The organism is Pseudomonas spelaei (assembly GCF_009724245.1).
Classification (GTDB): Bacteria; Pseudomonadota; Gammaproteobacteria; order Pseudomonadales; family Pseudomonadaceae; genus Aquipseudomonas; species Aquipseudomonas spelaei.
The window spans coordinates 382,193-397,435 of the sequence record NZ_WNNK01000003.1; the positions used below are offsets into that span (position 1 = coordinate 382,193).

Sequence of the window (15,243 nt, forward strand, 5' to 3'; positions counted from 1 at the left end):
AGCGAAAGCAGATCTGCTTTTCTGTGGGAGCTGGCTTGCCTGCGATGGCATCACCTCGGTGTTCCTGAAAGACCGAGTTGCCTGCATCGCAGGCAAGCCAGCTCCCACAGTCGACCGTGCCCGCGTTTGATCTTGCCTTTGCTTCACACCACTCAAGCCGGCCGGTAGGCCGCTGTGCTCTTGATCTGCTTTTGACTTTGATCTTAGGCGCCCCGTTAAACCACGCTGGCCGAACGCAGGCATTGGTCCGTGGGTAAACCGGCAGGACGCCGGTTTAGCCGCACTGGGCCAGGGATGGCCCATTGCGGCGGCCCACGGAGCAATGCCGGAGTGAGGGCATGCCGAGCCTAGGCGAGGCACCGAGTGGTGGGGCAAGAGCCTTTTGGTTACTTTTGGGCTCTTTTCAAAAGTGACCCGCTGTAAGAGCGGAACCCATAGCAGCCGTTACCACAGCAACGGATATGTACACCCCCTCCAACAACCCACGAATGAAGCTTTTATGACAAAAGTTCGGTAGTCCCCAGCCACTCCCGTCTTGCCTATGTAACGCGCTTGAGGAGGCCGCAAGGCAACTTTTCGGCCAGTGACAAGATGCCAGGAGTGGAGCAAATGGGCACTATGGAACGCTACTCGAAAGTGGGTATGCAGGAGCTGGATCAGCGCCTGTCAAAGATCGTCGAAGCCGCCCGCAAAAAGCCGGTCTCGGTCTATCGCTACGGCGCACCCTGGGTCTGGATCGTCTCCCAGGATGACTGGCAAAGCGCCTTGAAAGAAGTCTCCAGCTACATCCCTGCGGGCCATTCGCTGGTGCTGCTGCGCCCGCAGATCGACGACGTGTTCGACCAACACCGCGACCTGCTCCAGGCCCTTAACGTCGAGCCCGGCCTGGTGATCGCGCCACGCACGGTGCTGCAGGTTCTCTTGCTGCAACTGCTCTATTCAGTCCCCAGCGAACAGCAACTGCACGAACAGCTCAATTACAACCTGCTGTTTCGCTGGTTCGTCGGACTGGACCTGAGCCAGAAAGTCTGGAGCGCGGCCACTTTGCGGCGTGACATCGCCACGCTGCTGGATGACCCGCGCGCAGTGCAACTGATCCAGAAAATCATTGGTGAAGTGTTCTGCGGCGCCTTGCTGCACATGCCGGAGTTCTCGCTGAACTTCGCCCTGCTGCACACCTGGCTGGCACGCCACGGCGCTACCTCGACCACCAGCAATTGAGTCGGCCAAACGCTGTGCAAACAGCGACGGCCAGTTCCCGGTATCCGGGTTTTTCGAGCATTTCAGGGGGCGGTGTGGAGCATCTGTTCAAGTCGACGTGGCCGCTCGGTACCGGGCGTTGCCTGGCGCTGTGCTGGTTGGCGCTGGGGGCGTTGGCGCAGCCGGCGCAAGCCGAGGAAGAGGGCACTCAGCCTGAGGCACCGGTGCGTCTGGTGGACGTCAATGAGTACTTCGTGCGCGGCAATACCGTGCTTGATGCGCGGGCCATCGAGGAGGCGGTGTATCCGTTTCTGGGGCCGCAAAAGTCTCTGGGGGATATCGAAGGCGCCCGTGATGCCTTGCAGAAGATCTATCAGGAACGCGGCTACCAGTCGGTGTTTGTCGAGTTGCCGGAGCAGAAGGTTGATGACGGCATCGTTTACCTGCAAGTCAGCGAAACCAAGGTAGGCCGGGTGCGGGTGGTCGGTGCCAAACACTATTCGCCGGTAGAAATTCGCGACGAGGTACCGGCGCTGAAGGAAGGCGCGGTACCGGACTTTGCCCGCGTGCAAACCCAACTGGCCGGCCTCAATCGGGGTGCCGGGCGCCAGGTCACGCCGCTGGTTCGCGAAGGCCAGCGCCCGGGCACCATGGACGTCGACCTGCAAGTGGAAGACCAGAACCCCTGGCACGCCAGCATCGGCCTGAACAACGACTACAGCGCCGACACCGAGAAGCTGCGCAGTGTTGCCACCCTGGGTTACGACAACCTCTGGCAACTGGGCCACAGCATTTCCCTGACCTACTTCACCGCGCCCCAGGACAGCTCCAACGCCAAGGTCTGGTCGGGCTCCTACAGCGCGCCGCTGAACGAGCGCTGGACCTTGCAATTCTCCGGTTATCAGTCCGACAGCAATATCGCCACCATCGGCGGCAGCAATGTGTTGGGTAAGGGCCACTCCTATGGTGTGTCGGCGATCTACAACCTGCCGGCCGGTGGTAATTGGGCCAACTCGTTGTCGATGGGGGTGGACTTCAAGGACTTCAAAGAGCAGATGCGTTTCGGCGGCAGCAGCGACCAGATCCCGCTCAAGTACGCACCGATGACCTTCGGCTACAACGGCTATCGCTACAACGAACACTCACAGTTGGGGCTGGGCCTGAACCTGGTGGTCGGCACCCGCAGCTTTTTCGGCTACGGCAGCGACGACAAGGAGTTCCAGTACAAACGCGACCAGGCCAGCGCCAGTTTTGCCGTACTCAAGGGCGACCTGAATTACACCTACACCTTCGCCAATGACTGGCAGTCGGCATCCAAGGCCGGTTTCCAGTTGGCCTCCGGGCCACTGGTTTCCAACGAGCAGTATTCCGCCGGTGGCGCCACCTCGGTACGCGGCTACCTGGCCGCCGAGCGCACCGGGGACGAGGGCTTCTTGCTGTCCCAGGAGCTGCGCACACCCTCTCTGGCCAAATTTCTCGGCAGTTATGTGCAGGAGTGGCGCTTCTATGCGTTCGCCGAAGGGGCGCGCCTGCGCCTGCACGACCCGCTGCCGGAGCAGGAAGACGAATACAGCCTGGCCAGTGTCGGCCTGGGCACCCGCGCCAGTTTGAGCAAATGGTTATCCGGCAGCCTGGATTGGGGTTACCCGCTGCTCGATGGACCGAACACCCAGAAACAGGACTCGCGACTGCACTTCAGTGTGCAGGCGACTTTCTGACCCTTTTGACGGAGATCCCTTCACATGCAACGCCTATTTCTGAGCCTGTTGATCTGCCTGGGTTTCGCACTCCCGGCTACCGCCCATGCCTGGTGGCAGGACGATTGGCATTACCGCAAACAGATCTCGGTGGACACCACCGCCCAAGGTGCGGCGATCAGCCAGGCACTGGGCCGCACTGCGCTGCTGGTACGCCTGCACACCGGCAACTTCACGTTCGATGGGGTCAAGGACGACGGTTCCGACCTGCGCTTTGTCAGTGCCGATGACAAGACGGTATTCAACCACCAGATCGAAAGCTTTGACCCCTTGATGGGCATGGCGCTGATCTGGGTCGATGTGCCCAAGGTGGAAGGCGCCCAGCGCCAGGATCTGTGGATGTACTACGGTAACCAGAAGGCTCCTGCTGCGGCCAACGGCCAGTTGACGTTCGATCCGAACTACACCGCGCTCTACCATTTCGACGGCTCCAACGGTATGCCGCCACGGGACACCACGGCCTATGGCAATACCGCGTTGAACGCCACCGGTGCCAGTATCGACGGGGTGATCGGTCGTGCGCTGCAGTTCAGTGGCCAACCGTTGCTGTTGCCGGCCAGCCCCTCGTTGCAACACAACGCGGGCGGGGCCTTTACCTTTAGCGTCTGGTTGCGCCTGGACCAGGCCAGTGGCGAACAACTCGTGCTGGCTCGCCGCGAAGGCACCCAGAGTCTGTTGCTGGGCTTGAACCAGGGCATGCCGTTTGTGGACGTCGACGGCCAGCGAGCGGTCTCGACCCAGCCGTTGAACCCGGGGCAATGGCAGCACCTGGCGTTCACCGCCGAGGGTGACAAGGTCACGCTCTACGTCAATGGCCGCGAAACCGCGAGCCTTGCGGCGGCGGTGCCGGCGTTCAATTCACAGATGGCGATTGGCGCTGACCTGCCAGCGGTAGCCGGAGCACCTGCCAGCACTTACTTGCCGTTCACTGGGGCCATGGACGAGCTGCGGCTGTCCAAGGTCGCGCGTCCGGCCAGCCTGTTGTTGGCCGATGCCAGTGCCCAGGGCGCCGAGTCGAAACTGGTGGTGTATGGCGTGGATGAAGAACAGTCAGGCTTCGGTTTCGGCAGCCTGGGCTTCTTGCTCAAGGCCGTGCCGGTGGACGCCTGGGTGATCATCCTGGTGCTGGTGGCGATGATGTTCCAGTCGTGGATCATCATGTACCGCAAGAACCGCATGGTCGGCCAGGTCAGTCGCGCCAACGAGCTGTTCCGCGAACAGTTTGCGCAGATCGGCACGCGCCTGGAAATGTTCGCCGATGACCAGCCATTGGCCGAACGCCTGAACCATTCTTCGCTGTGGCGCCTGTACCTGGTGGCGGTCAAGGAGATCCGTACCCGCCGCGCCCAGGGCGCCGACACCTCGTCGGTCTCGGCGGCCACCATCGAGGCCATCCGCTGCTCCATGGACGGGGTGCGCACCCGCGAGAACCAGCAACTGAGTTCCAAACTCTCGACCCTGTCCAACGCGATTGCCGGCGGCCCTTACATCGGCCTGCTTGGCACGGTGCTGGGGATCATGGTGGTGTTCCTTGGTACGGCCATGGCCGGTGACGTGAACATCAACGCCATCGCCCCGGGCATGGCGGCGGCCTTGCTGGCCACGGCCATGGGCCTGTTCGTCGCGATCCCCGCACTGTTTGGCTACAACCGCCTGATTACCCGCAACAAGGAAGTCAGTGCCGACATGCGCGTGTTCGTGGACGAGTTCATCACCCGCCTGGCGGAGATGCACGGCGAAAGCCAGTCCAGTGAATCGGCGCATCAACGTGCCCACCACGCCGCCTTGCCGGCCTGAGGAGAATCATCATGGCTTCCGTGAATGCCTCCCACGACGATGACGACGACGCCGCTGTCGACAGCATCAACATCACGCCCCTGGTGGACGTGCTGATGGTGGTGCTGGTGATGTTCATCCTCACCGCCACTGCCCAAGTCTCGGGGATCCAGATTCACCTGCCGAAGGCCAGCGCTTCGGTGTCGTTGTCCGAGGCCAAGACCAAGGCCATTTCGGTGAATGACGGCGGCCAGGTGTTCCTCGACGCCTATCCGGTGACCCTCGGCGAGCTGGAAGAGCGACTGCGTATCGAGAAAGCGCAGAACCCCGACTTTCCGGTGATCGTGCGCGGCGACGCCATGGTGCAGTACCAGAAGGTGATCGAGGTGCTCGACTTGTTGCGGCGCCTGGAGCTGTCCCAGGTCGGGCTGGTCACCGGCAAACCGAGCCAGGGCTGAGTGATGACTGCACAGATGCCGATCCCGCCTGTACCGGTGAAGAACAAGCCGCGGTTGCGCCCGCTGAAGTGGGGCGCAGGCCTGCTGTTGGGCGCTGTGGCCGCCTGGTTGCTCTGGCAATGGGCCAATGACATGAGCGGTGTGCGCCGCGAAGCACCCAAGGTGCCGATGATTATCCCGTTGCCGCCACCGCCACCGCCGCCACCGGAAAAACCCAAGGAGCCCGAGCCCAAGGTGGAAGAGAAGATCCCCGAGCCTGAACCCACGCCTGCACCCGAGGAGGTCAAGCCTGAGGAACAGGCACCACCGTCTCCGGCCGACGACCTGGCTAACCCGATGCAGATCGACGGCGACGCGCAGTCCGGTAGCGACGCGTTCAACATCGGCGCCGGCAAGGGCGGCGGCATGGCAGGTTCCGGTGGCGGTGGCCTCGGAACTGGCACGTTCAAGCAATACCTGGCGGGCGTGTTCCAGCGCCTGCTGCGTGAAGACCCCGAGTTGCGCAAGAAGGCCTACGCGGTGCAGGCCGACCTGTGGTTGAGCGCGGATGGCGAGGTGACGCGCGTGGAGCTGGCCAAATCCAGCGGCGATGCCGACACCGACGCCCAGGTAATGGCTGCACTGCGGGCCACGCCACGCCTGAAAGAACGTACGCCGGCCTCTCTGACCCTGCCGGTACGCCTGTCCCTCAAGGGCCGGCGACCGGATTGATCGAACCCCATTTTGCAGTTCTCTACAGGAGTTGTGTGCAGATGATTTCCCATGTGAATCGATTGACCCTGGCGGTCGGCATGGTCATTGCGACCCTGGTCGGCCAGGCGACGGCAGCACCTGCCGCGCCCTCGGAAAACGCCACGATCAACCTGATCCGCCTGCTGGTGCAGCAAGGTGTGCTCAAGCAGGAACAGGCCGAGGGCTTGATCGCCCAGGCCGAAAAAGAAGCCCAGCAAGCCCGCCAGGCCAGCACCGCCACGGCGGTTGCGGCAGGTCCGGCGACGGCCCCGGGGGACGTGCGGGTGCAATACGTGCCGGCGGCGGTACGCGATCAGATCCGCGATCAGGTCAAGGCCGAAGTCATGGCCACCGCCAAGCAGGAAAACTGGGCCCAGCCCAATACCTTCCCCGATTGGGTCTCGCGTATCAGCTTCGACGGCGACATTCGCCTGCGGGACGAGTCGCGCTACTTCTCCGGCAACAACAGCAATGAAATTGTCGACTACGCCAAGCTCAACGACTCGGGCCCTTACGACGTCAACAAGGACACCAACAGCAAGCTGCCGCCGTTGCTCAACACCCGCCAGGACCGCTCAAACAGCATGCGCCTGCGGGCACGGTTGGGCATGAAAGCAGTGGTGGCGCCGGACTGGACCGCCGGCATTCGCATCGGCACCGGCTCCGACAACAACCCGGTGTCCACCACCCAGGCCCTCGGTGGCGGGTTTGGCAAAAAGGACATCTGGCTCGACCAGGGCTACCTGACCTGGAAGGCCACCCAGGACCTGACCCTGACCGGTGGGCGGTTCGCCAACCCGTTCTTCTCCACCGACATGATGTATTCCAACGACCTCAACTTCGACGGTGTGGCGGCGCTCTTCAACCACAAGCTCAGCAGCGACTGGAGTGTGTTCGGCACCCTCGGTGCGTTCCCGGTGGAGTACAGCTCAGACACGGCCAGCAACAATGGCCTGGACAAGGAAGACAGCGACAACAAATGGCTGTTTGGCGGCCAGATCGGCGCCAACTGGAAGATCAACAACACGAACAGCCTCAAGGGCGCGTTGGCCTACTACCGCTTCGACAGCATCGAAGGCCAGCGCTCCAGCCCCTGTACGCCTTGGGCCGGTCAGCCAAGCTGCGACAGTGATGGCTCGCGCTCGGCCTTCATGCAAAAGGGCAACAGCGTGTTCCTGCTGCGCAATATCAGCGCCAACCCGGCCACGCCTGGCCTGACCCCACAGCCACAGTACGTAGGCCTGGCTTCGAAGTTCGACGTACTTGACCTCAATCTGGTCTGGGACAGTGAGTTGCCGAACGACTTCAAACTGCGCAGCCAGACCAACTTCATTCACAACCTGGCCTATGACAAGGGCGAGATGCTCAAGCGCAGCGAAGGCGAGATCGTCAACAACATCAACCGCGATGGCCAGTTTGAAAGCGGCGCCAACGCGATGATGGTGCAGTTCACCCTGGGCAGTGCGCTGGAGATGAAAAAGGCTGGCGACTGGAACGTATTGGCGGGCTACAAGTACATCCAGCCTGACGCCTTGCCCGATGGTTTCAACGACTCCTCATTCCACCTCGGCGGCACCAACGCCAAGGGCTATTTCATCGGCGGCAACTACGGTATCGACAAGAACATCTACGCCAGTGCGCGTTGGCTCAGCGCCTCCGAAGTGTATGGCGCACCGTTTGAAGTCGACGTCATGCAACTGGAACTCAACACGCGCTTCTGACGCGCAGGGAGACACCCCATGAACACGCGAATTTGCGGCCTGTTACTGGTGATTGGCAGCCTGGCCGCCACCGGCGCCTCTGCCGAGGGCATGGAGGAGCGCTTGCGCACTCAACTGCGCAGCACCACCGCCCAGTTGCAGGCCTTGCAAAGCGAGCAGGCCCAGGCCAGCGCTGCGCGCATCGCCGCCGAGAACCAGGCCAAGCAGGCCCAGGCACAGATCAAGCAGTTGACCGCCGAACTGGACAAGGCCCGCGGTGTGGCCGAGCAACTGGTGGGGCAGCAGCAGAGCCTGCACAGCCAGGCCCAGGCGCAGGTAGCGGCCAGCAACGAACAGACCGGCAAGTTCAAGAAAGCCTATGAAGAACTGCTGGTGCTGGCCAAGGGCAAAGAGACTGAGCGCGCGCGCTTGCAGGTGCAATTGAGCGAACGTGACACACAAGTGCAGCAATGTTCAGCCAAGAATCAACAGATGTACGGCGTGGCCCAGCAGTTGCTGACGGCCTACGAAAAAATCGACGTGGCCGAGGTCATGAGCATCCGCCAGCCGTTCGCCAGCGGCGCACGGGTCAAGTTCGAAGAACTGGCCCAGGGGTTTGGCGACCAGCTGTACCAGAGCCGCTTTGACGCGCCCCAGGCTGTCGTCAATCACTGATCAACCAGGAAGCGATAAACCATGAGCGAATTGATCACCAGCGTGACGCCCAAAGGCCTGACCGAGTTATTGCAAGCAGCGGGCTACCGGGTCAACCAGACCGACCAGAACGGCATCGTGCAACTGCTCAGCGCCAGTCAAGGCATCGGCTTTGCCGTGCGGTTTGGTAACCCGGCAGCAGAGCAGGGCAGCTACGTGGATTTCACCTACAGTTGCGCGCTGCGGGTCCAGGGCCAGTTGCCGGAAGGTCTGGCACAGGTATGGAACGCCTCGCGGCGTTTTGCGCGGTTGTCGTTGCAGGGTGAATTCCTGCTGATGGAAATGGACGTGGTGGTGGCCGGCGTCGGCGCCGACCACCTGCGCAGTCAACTGGAACTGTGGGACCGCCTGTTGCAGGAATTCATCGTCTACCTGCGTGAGTACAGCCAGAATGCCGCGCAGCTTGAGGCGGCGCCGACCGTGGAAAACCGCGAAGAGGCCCCGGTCCTGTGAAAAAACCTACCCTGGTGATCGGCGCTGGAGCGCTGGCGCTGTTGGTGGTCGCGGTTGTATCAGGCCTGCGTCCGGGCAGTGATCCGGTAGCTGCCCAGCAACCGGTGCCCATCATCAATGATGGACCCGCCGTGGCGCGCCTGGGCAATCAGCAGGTGGCGTTACCGGAGCTCAAGGCCTTATTGGCGACCTTGCCGGTTGAGTCGCGCGAGCAACTGCGGGGGAATCGCGGCGCCCTGGAAACCTGGATCCGCTCGCGGCTGGCGCAAAAGACCGTGCTGGAACAGGCCGACGCCCAGGGCTGGCGCCAGCGCCCGGAGGTGGAGCAACAGACCCGTGCCGCCACCGAGCAGATCGTGTTTCGCGACTACATGTTGTCAGTCAGTCAGGTTCCCGCCGACTACCCAAGCGAGGCGGAACTGCAGCAGGCCTACGACAGCGGCAAGGCCGGATGGCTGACCCCGCCGTTGTACCGGGTCAGTCAGATATTTCTCGCGGTGAATGACCCGCAAAACCTCGACGCGGTGCGCCGCCAGGCCCAGGAACTGAGCCGCAAGGCGCAGGCGGCGCCGGGTGAATTTGCGGCCTTGGCCGGGCAGTATTCCCAGGACGTCGACAGTGCCCGGCGCGGCGGCGACTCGGGTCTGCAACCGTTGCAGCAACTGGTGCCAGAGGTACGGGGTGCCGTCTCGCGACTGAAAGTCGGTGCGGTTTCGGACGCGGTACAAAGTGCTGCGGGCTTTCATGTGCTCAAACTCACTGGGCAACAACCGGCGGGCACCGCCAGCCTCGACGAGCTGCGCGAGCGCCTGACCCAGGCTTTGCGCGACCAACGCCAGGAGCAGATCGCCAAGGCGTACCTGGAGGGCATGCTCAATACCGCCACCTTGAGCATTGATGGCGCCGAACTGAACAAGGTCCTGGAATAGAAAACTACAAGGCTTGGATGCAAAGACCCATACGACAGGGAGTCCCCCATGGCATTACTGGAACCCGCTGCACCCCAAGACAGCACGCCGTATCGCACCCACAGTCACGGGCGGGAAACCTGGCTTGCCCAGACTGCCACGATCGTCAAGAGCGATTCGGAAGTGATCGGCTACTTTCTTACCAGCGCCCGCTGTGGCTGCTTCATGCAGGCGGCACGCCGGCTTAATATCAAGGCGACGTTGCTGCGCAAGCGCCTGGCACAGTTGGAAGAGCACCTGGGGCGTACGCTATTCAGCTATCAAGGCAACGGGGTTCTGCTCAGCCGTGAAGGCCAGCAGTTGCAGGCGCATCTGGTTGCCAGGGCCCATGAGTGGCGCCTGCCGATGATCGAGCAACCGCTGATTCGCCTGGCCGTGGCCGAGCCGATCCTGCATGACATCCTCGGGCGCGACCTGATTGCGTTGTTGCGACGTAATGCGAGCGTGCGACTGGAGATTATCTCCATCGACAGCGAGCTGGCGTTGCAAGCCGTGGAGGCTGATGTGGTGCTGTGGTTATCGGGAACGGACGCGTCAACGCCCGGCCCCGGTTGTGCTACCCAGCCGCCACGGGCGCTGGCGAGCCTGAATTACCTGCCGCATATCGCCAAGCGTTACTCACGGCTGGCGACCCGCCCGGACAGCCTCGAGGATCTGGCCGACTACACGTTGGTGCAGTGGCAACCGGACCAGCAGGTCGAAGCCTTGCAGCCTTGGAACACCCTGGTGCGAGAGCGCCTGGCCGCTGTGGTGCGGGTGCACGTCTATTCCCTGATGCTGGAAATGATTCGCTGCGGTGCGTGCATTGGCTTGTTGCCACGCTATATGAGTTGCGTCGACCGTGGGCTGATCGCTTTGCCCGGGTTACTGAGCGAGAAGATGCAACGTCAGGTCTGGATGGCGGTGAATGCGGATGTGCGGCATCCGCAGGAGGTGGACATGATTGTCGAACTGATCGTCAGTACGTTTGAGGGGCGCAGGGATTGGTTTGATTAATCGGGTGCAAATCAGCGTCCTTCAAACACCGGCGGCCTGCGCTCTGCAAACGCCGCCAGCCCCTCGCCGAAATCCGCGCTTTCACAGGCCTGGCGCCGTAACTCGGCAATCTGCTCCATGGCCTGCACCGGCATGGGTTGCAGGTCTTCGAGAATCCGCAGTTGTTCCTTCACCGCCTGGATTGCCAACGGTGCCTTGGCAGCGATGCCCTGGGCCATTTCCAGGGCGGTGGCTTCCAGGGTTTCGGTGGTTACCAGTCGGTTGATCACGCCGAAACGTTCGGCGCGTTGTGCATCCAGTTTCTGCGCACAGAAGAACATTTCCTTGAGCACATGGATCGGCAGGTTGTTGAAGAACCGCAACAGACCGCTGGTGGTGTAGGGCAGGCCGATATTGGCCGGGGTCATGGCGAAGCTGGCGCTGTGATCGGCGACCACCAGGTCGCAGCTCATGGCCAGGTCGACTGCGCCACCCCACGCCGAGCCCGAGATGGCGGCGATGACCACGCCGGGGTAGGCGCGGATCCTGCGCAGCACCCGCTCCAGGGGTTTGCCGGGGGCCACCGGATCGCGATCGTGGGACAGCTCGCCGATGTCGTGGCCGGCACTCCATACCGATTGGCCCACTTCAGCACCGAGAATCACCACACCAACCCGTTGCTCCGCGAGGGCGGCGAGGTGTTCGTCGACGGCGTTAAGCAGTTGCGCGCTCAAGGCATTGCGCTGGCTGGGGTTGCTGAAGACCAGGCGAGCGATACGCGGCTCGAGCCTCTGGACCGTGACGTAGTTGGAAGTCATTGTGCGGCTCCTGTTGAGTGTTGGTAGAGAACGTTGGCCTTGAGCAGGGCCTGAATCGACGCAGGGTCGAAACCGGCCTCTTGCAGCACCGCCACGCTGTGCTCGCCCAGCAGGGGCGGCGGGCGTTGTTTGCGGTCAGCGGCGGTGCCTGCGTTATTGAAAATCGGCGTCACCACCTGGCGCAATGCACCCAGGGTGGGATGACTGAGGGTTTGGGTCAACTGGCTGTGCAATACCTGTGGGTCATTAAAGACTTCGTCCAGGGTATTGATCGGGCCGGCAGGCAACCCGGCGGCGATAAACAGCTCGGTCCATTCCCGTTTGCTGCGGGTTTTCAGGCGGCTTTCGAGGATGGCTTTCAGTTCTTCCCGGCGTTCCACCCGGGCTTCATTGCTGGCGAAACGCGGATCGTCCGGCAGCGCCGGGAGGTCGAGCAGGGCGCATAAACGCCCCCACATGGCTGGGGTGATGGGTGCCAGGTTCAGCGGACCGTCCAGGGTCTGGAAGACCCCGTAAGGGGCGATCACCGAGTGGGCGTTGCCGGTGCGTCGCGGCACATCCCCCAGGCTCAGGAAACGCTGGCCATGGACACTGAGCAAACCCACCAGGCTGGCCAGCAGCGAGGTGTTGACGTGTTGGCCGCGCCCGGTGCGTTCACGCTCCAGCAGGGCCGCCAATACGGCGCTCACCAGCCACATGCCCGAGGTCAGGTCGCCAATGGCGGTGCCGGTACGGGTCGGGTCGCCGTCGCTGAAACCGGTCAGGCTCATCAGGCCCGAATAGCCTTGGGCGATCTGGTCGAACCCCGGCCAACTGCTCATCGGTCCGTCGTTGCCAAAGGCGTTGATACTGCCCAGGATCAGCCGTGGATTGCGTGCGCTGAGTACTTCATAGCCCAGGCCCATGCTGTCCAGAGTGCCGGGCTTGAAGTTCTCGATGACGACGTCGGCTCCATCGATCAGTTGCTGGAGGGTGTCCAGGCCATGGGGGGAACGGAAGTCCACGCACAGGCCGCGTTTGTTGCGGTTGCACGACAGATAGTAGGTGCTGACGCCCCGGTCGAACGGTCCCCAGGTACGGCTCATGTCGCCGGCGGGGCCGGGCTCGACCTTGATCACATCGGCCCCCAGGTCTGCCAGCACCATGGTGCAGAACGGTCCCGAAAGGGCGCGGCTCAGGTCGATGATCTTGATGCCTTGCAACGCTTGCATGGGTTTCTCCTGTCCGGGTTATTGCGGCAATGTCTGGTGGCGGGTTTCGACGGCAAACGGCAGGATCAGGATGCCCAACACAAAGGCGGCAGCCGTCCAGGCGATAGGCGCTCCGATGGAGCCATACCCATGAATCGCGGCGGCCAGCAGGAAGTTGACCCCGGCACCGATGAAGCGCCCCACTGAGGCATTGAAGGCAAAGGCCGTGGCGCGAATCCGGGTGGGGTACTGTTCGGGCAGCCACAGGGAAAAGATCGCGAAGTTGCCGCCGAAAAAACCCAGGAACAGCAGCGACACCATGAACAGGTGCAGGCCGTTATCCAGGTAGAACACCCAGCCGAAGGCGAAGACGATCGAGGCCGCCATGCCGCCGAAGTAGATACCCAACGCCTTGCGCCGGCCGACGCGTTCGGCCAGCCACGGTGCGACGAGGCAGCCGAGGATGGTGCTCAACGACAACACTGCCGCGCCAATCGACGCCAGGTGTACCGCGCCCACGTGGTCGATACCGGCGCGGGTCGCCAGGGTGACCACGGCGGTGGCTTCATACACCGAGCCGGCCCACAGCCCGACAATGGCTACGCCCACCAGGGCCGAACTGGTCAACGTGCGACGACGAAATGCCGGAGCAAAGATTTCCCACCACACGGCACGTGTGGTCGTGGCGGGTTTTACCTGGCGAATCTGCTGGGGTTCCTTGACCTTCAACGCGGTATAGATCGCCACGACCGCCGGGAACAGTCCGCACAAAAACATCACCCGCCAGCCATAGGTGGCGCCGACGGTGTAGTTGAGCAAGGCGGCAATGAAAAAGCCCAGGTAGTAACCGGTCTGCAAGTATCCGGCGCCCATCTTGCGCCGGTCTTCCGGCCAGCTCTCGGCCACATACGTACCGGCCAGGGCCCACTCGCCGCCGACGCCGATCCCAGCGATCAAACGGAAAATCGCCAGTTGCCAGATGTTGTCGGAGAACGCTGCCGCACCGGTAAACAACGAATACACCAGGATGCTCGCAGCCAGCACCTTGACCCGCCCGAACCGGTCCGCCAACGGTCCCCAGATGAATGAGAGCCCCCAACCCACCAGAAACAGACCAAACATAATCGAGCCGTACATGGCGATGTTGGCAGGCGTGGGGGCGAGGCCCGAGTTGGGCAGCAATTCGGTGAGGGCGGGAATCAGCACCAGGGCAAAAATCACCGAGTCCACGCCATCCAGGACCCAGCCCAGGTACACCGCCCAGAAACCGCGAATCTGTTCGCGGGACAGGGGCGTCTTGATTGGTTTTATGCTCGTTGCCGACGCGGTTAACGCTTTGGACATGACGATCTCCCATTGACCCTGATCGGGCCTATAGAAGCGCGGCGAGGCGCTTCGTTTATTGTGAAATCAATCTATGCCCGTGACCCATAAGCCACAAATATGAAATTCCTTTGGTTCCATCGGATCTTTATATAGAGTCGAATTTTTCAGGAGGCTCCCATGGACCTGCGCCAGCTGCGGTACTTCATCAAGGTGGTCGAGTGCGCGAACATCACCCGCGCCAGCGAAGCCCTGCACATCGCCCAGCCGGCGATCAGCCAGCAGATGCGCAATCTGGAGCGGGACATGGACATGCAGTTGCTCGAACGCAGCGTGCACGGGGTGGTGCCGACTGCTGCGGGGCAAACCTTGTATCGGCATGCCATTGAGTTGTTGCGACAGGCCGATGGCACTCGGGAACTGCTGCGTCAGGATGCTGAATATCCGCAAGGCAAGGTTTCGGTGGGCATGCCGTCGAGCACGGCGCGGATGCTGGCGATTCCTCTGGCCCGGACCATTCGCAGTCGTTATCCGGGGATCAAGCTGGAGTTGATCGATGCGCCGAGCGCCGAGCTTGGAGGGTTGATCACCGTAGGGCGGGTGGCGATGGCGGTGGTTGTCGATGGGGTGCCGACCCGTGGTGTGGCGTCGCGGCGGTTGCTCAGTGAGATTCTGTACCTGGTGGCGTGGCCGGAATTTTTGCTGCCTGATGGGGCGGTGAGTATTGAGGCGCTGGCGAAGATGCCGCTGGTGTTGCCGTGTGCGCCGAATACCATTCGCAGCCGGGTTGATGCGGCCATGCAGGAGGCGGGGTTGCCGTTTGAGGTGGAGTTTGAGGCGAACTCGACGGATCTGTTGTTTTCGGCGGTGTTGGCGAAGTTGGGGGTGACGGTGTTGCCCTGGGCGGCGGCGCATGTGGAGCTGGAGCAACGCAGGCTCAAGCTGGCGAGGATTGATCATCGGTTGTTTACGCGGGAGTTGTCGTTGTGCTGGCCGGATACGGGGGTGCAGAGCAATGCGGTGGAGAAGGTCAGGGAGACGATTTTTGAGTTGTTTGAGGGGTTTGAGGGGGAGCCTGGGTGGGGGTATTGAGTACATATCCGTTGCTGCGGTCACGGCGGCTATTGGTTCCGCTCTTACAGCGGGTCACTTTTGAAAAGAGCCCAAAAGTAACCAAAG

At 62.2% G+C, this 15,243-nt stretch carries 14 protein-coding genes; 11 read left to right on the top strand and 3 right to left on the bottom strand.

What is annotated here, in order from left to right:
- Positions 1-618: 618 nt before the first annotated feature.
- The 10 genes from GNF76_RS05830 to GNF76_RS05875 all read left to right on the top strand — a co-directional run bounded on the left by GNF76_RS05830 (position 619) and on the right by GNF76_RS05875 (position 10,754).
- On the top strand, positions 619-1,221 hold the full coding sequence (locus GNF76_RS05830; RefSeq protein WP_155582253.1) for a transposase: 603 nt from the start codon (positions 619-621) through the stop codon (positions 1,219-1,221).
- Positions 1,222-1,295: 74 nt separating this feature from the next.
- Positions 1,296-2,918, top strand: a complete 1,623-nt coding sequence (locus tag GNF76_RS05835) for a ShlB/FhaC/HecB family hemolysin secretion/activation protein (RefSeq protein ID WP_178123195.1) — start codon at positions 1,296-1,298, stop codon at positions 2,916-2,918.
- A 24-nt stretch (positions 2,919-2,942) separates the two neighbouring features.
- A complete protein-coding gene (locus tag GNF76_RS05840) occupies positions 2,943-4,754 on the top strand; it encodes a DUF2341 domain-containing protein (RefSeq protein WP_155582223.1) in 1,812 nt (603 codons plus the stop codon).
- Between the two features lie 11 nt (positions 4,755-4,765).
- The gene (locus tag GNF76_RS05845; RefSeq protein WP_155582224.1) at positions 4,766-5,191 is read left to right on the top strand and encodes an ExbD/TolR family protein; all 426 of its coding nucleotides are present in this window, start codon (positions 4,766-4,768) and stop codon (positions 5,189-5,191) included.
- 3 nt (positions 5,192-5,194) lie between these two features.
- Positions 5,195-5,902 (top strand): energy transducer TonB family protein, encoded by a 708-nt coding sequence (locus GNF76_RS05850; RefSeq protein ID WP_155582225.1) that lies wholly within the window; start codon positions 5,195-5,197, stop codon positions 5,900-5,902.
- 41 nt (positions 5,903-5,943) lie between these two features.
- Positions 5,944-7,644: a putative porin gene (locus GNF76_RS05855; protein WP_155582226.1), complete on the top strand. Its 1,701-nt coding sequence runs from the start codon at positions 5,944-5,946 to the stop codon at positions 7,642-7,644.
- A gap of 18 nt (positions 7,645-7,662) precedes the next feature.
- Positions 7,663-8,298 carry a DNA repair protein gene (locus GNF76_RS05860; protein WP_155582227.1) on the top strand — a complete coding sequence of 212 codons (636 nt, stop codon included), beginning with the start codon at positions 7,663-7,665 and terminating at the stop codon, positions 8,296-8,298.
- Positions 8,299-8,319: 21 nt separating this feature from the next.
- The gene (locus tag GNF76_RS05865; protein WP_155582228.1) at positions 8,320-8,790 is read left to right on the top strand and encodes a YbjN domain-containing protein; all 471 of its coding nucleotides are present in this window, start codon (positions 8,320-8,322) and stop codon (positions 8,788-8,790) included.
- A complete protein-coding gene (locus tag GNF76_RS05870; protein WP_178123196.1) occupies positions 8,787-9,719 on the top strand; it encodes a peptidylprolyl isomerase in 933 nt (310 codons plus the stop codon). Before GNF76_RS05865 ends, GNF76_RS05870 begins: the two co-directional genes overlap by 4 nt.
- 48 nt (positions 9,720-9,767) lie before the next feature.
- Positions 9,768-10,754 carry a LysR family transcriptional regulator gene (locus tag GNF76_RS05875; RefSeq protein WP_155582229.1) on the top strand — a complete coding sequence of 329 codons (987 nt, stop codon included), beginning with the start codon at positions 9,768-9,770 and terminating at the stop codon, positions 10,752-10,754.
- 11 nt (positions 10,755-10,765) lie between these two features.
- Here GNF76_RS05875 and scpB read toward each other — a convergent pair whose 3' ends face one another.
- The 3 genes from scpB to GNF76_RS05890 are packed head-to-tail and all read right to left on the bottom strand — an operon-like array spanning position 10,766 to position 14,085.
- Positions 10,766-11,551 carry a methylmalonyl-CoA decarboxylase gene (scpB, locus tag GNF76_RS05880; RefSeq protein ID WP_155582230.1) on the bottom strand — a complete coding sequence of 262 codons (786 nt, stop codon included), beginning with the start codon at positions 11,549-11,551 and terminating at the stop codon, positions 10,766-10,768.
- Positions 11,548-12,762 (bottom strand): CaiB/BaiF CoA transferase family protein, encoded by a 1,215-nt coding sequence (locus GNF76_RS05885; protein WP_155582231.1) that lies wholly within the window; start codon positions 12,760-12,762, stop codon positions 11,548-11,550. The genes scpB and GNF76_RS05885 overlap by 4 nt, the downstream gene beginning before the upstream one ends.
- Positions 12,763-12,780: 18 nt before the next feature.
- Positions 12,781-14,085, bottom strand: coding sequence for an MFS transporter (locus GNF76_RS05890; RefSeq protein ID WP_155582232.1), 1,305 nt, complete (start codon positions 14,083-14,085; stop codon positions 12,781-12,783).
- A 159-nt stretch (positions 14,086-14,244) separates the two neighbouring features.
- Between GNF76_RS05890 and GNF76_RS05895 the strand changes: the two genes are divergently transcribed.
- Positions 14,245-15,156 (top strand): LysR substrate-binding domain-containing protein, encoded by a 912-nt coding sequence (locus tag GNF76_RS05895; protein ID WP_155582233.1) that lies wholly within the window; start codon positions 14,245-14,247, stop codon positions 15,154-15,156.
- Positions 15,157-15,243: the final 87 nt, after the last annotated feature.

Bases quoted from the DNA above. Each gene is read 5' to 3' on its own strand.
- GNF76_RS05860 (WP_155582227.1), top strand. From the start codon at position 7,663: ATGAACACGCGAATTTGCGGCCTGTTACTGGTGATTGGCAGCCTGGCC.
- scpB (WP_155582230.1), bottom strand. From the start codon at position 11,551: ATGACTTCCAACTACGTCACGGTCCAGAGGCTCGAGCCGCGTATCGCT.
- GNF76_RS05855 (WP_155582226.1), top strand. From the start codon at position 5,944: ATGATTTCCCATGTGAATCGATTGACCCTGGCGGTCGGCATGGTCATT.
- GNF76_RS05885 (WP_155582231.1), bottom strand. From the start codon at position 12,762: ATGCAAGCGTTGCAAGGCATCAAGATCATCGACCTGAGCCGCGCCCTT.
- GNF76_RS05875 (WP_155582229.1), top strand. From the start codon at position 9,768: ATGGCATTACTGGAACCCGCTGCACCCCAAGACAGCACGCCGTATCGC.
- GNF76_RS05830 (WP_155582253.1), top strand. From the start codon at position 619: ATGGAACGCTACTCGAAAGTGGGTATGCAGGAGCTGGATCAGCGCCTG.
- GNF76_RS05865 (WP_155582228.1), top strand. From the start codon at position 8,320: ATGAGCGAATTGATCACCAGCGTGACGCCCAAAGGCCTGACCGAGTTA.
- GNF76_RS05840 (WP_155582223.1), top strand. From the start codon at position 2,943: ATGCAACGCCTATTTCTGAGCCTGTTGATCTGCCTGGGTTTCGCACTC.
- GNF76_RS05850 (WP_155582225.1), top strand. From the start codon at position 5,195: ATGACTGCACAGATGCCGATCCCGCCTGTACCGGTGAAGAACAAGCCG.
- GNF76_RS05890 (WP_155582232.1), bottom strand. From the start codon at position 14,085: ATGTCCAAAGCGTTAACCGCGTCGGCAACGAGCATAAAACCAATCAAG.
- GNF76_RS05895 (WP_155582233.1), top strand. From the start codon at position 14,245: ATGGACCTGCGCCAGCTGCGGTACTTCATCAAGGTGGTCGAGTGCGCG.
- GNF76_RS05845 (WP_155582224.1), top strand. From the start codon at position 4,766: ATGGCTTCCGTGAATGCCTCCCACGACGATGACGACGACGCCGCTGTC.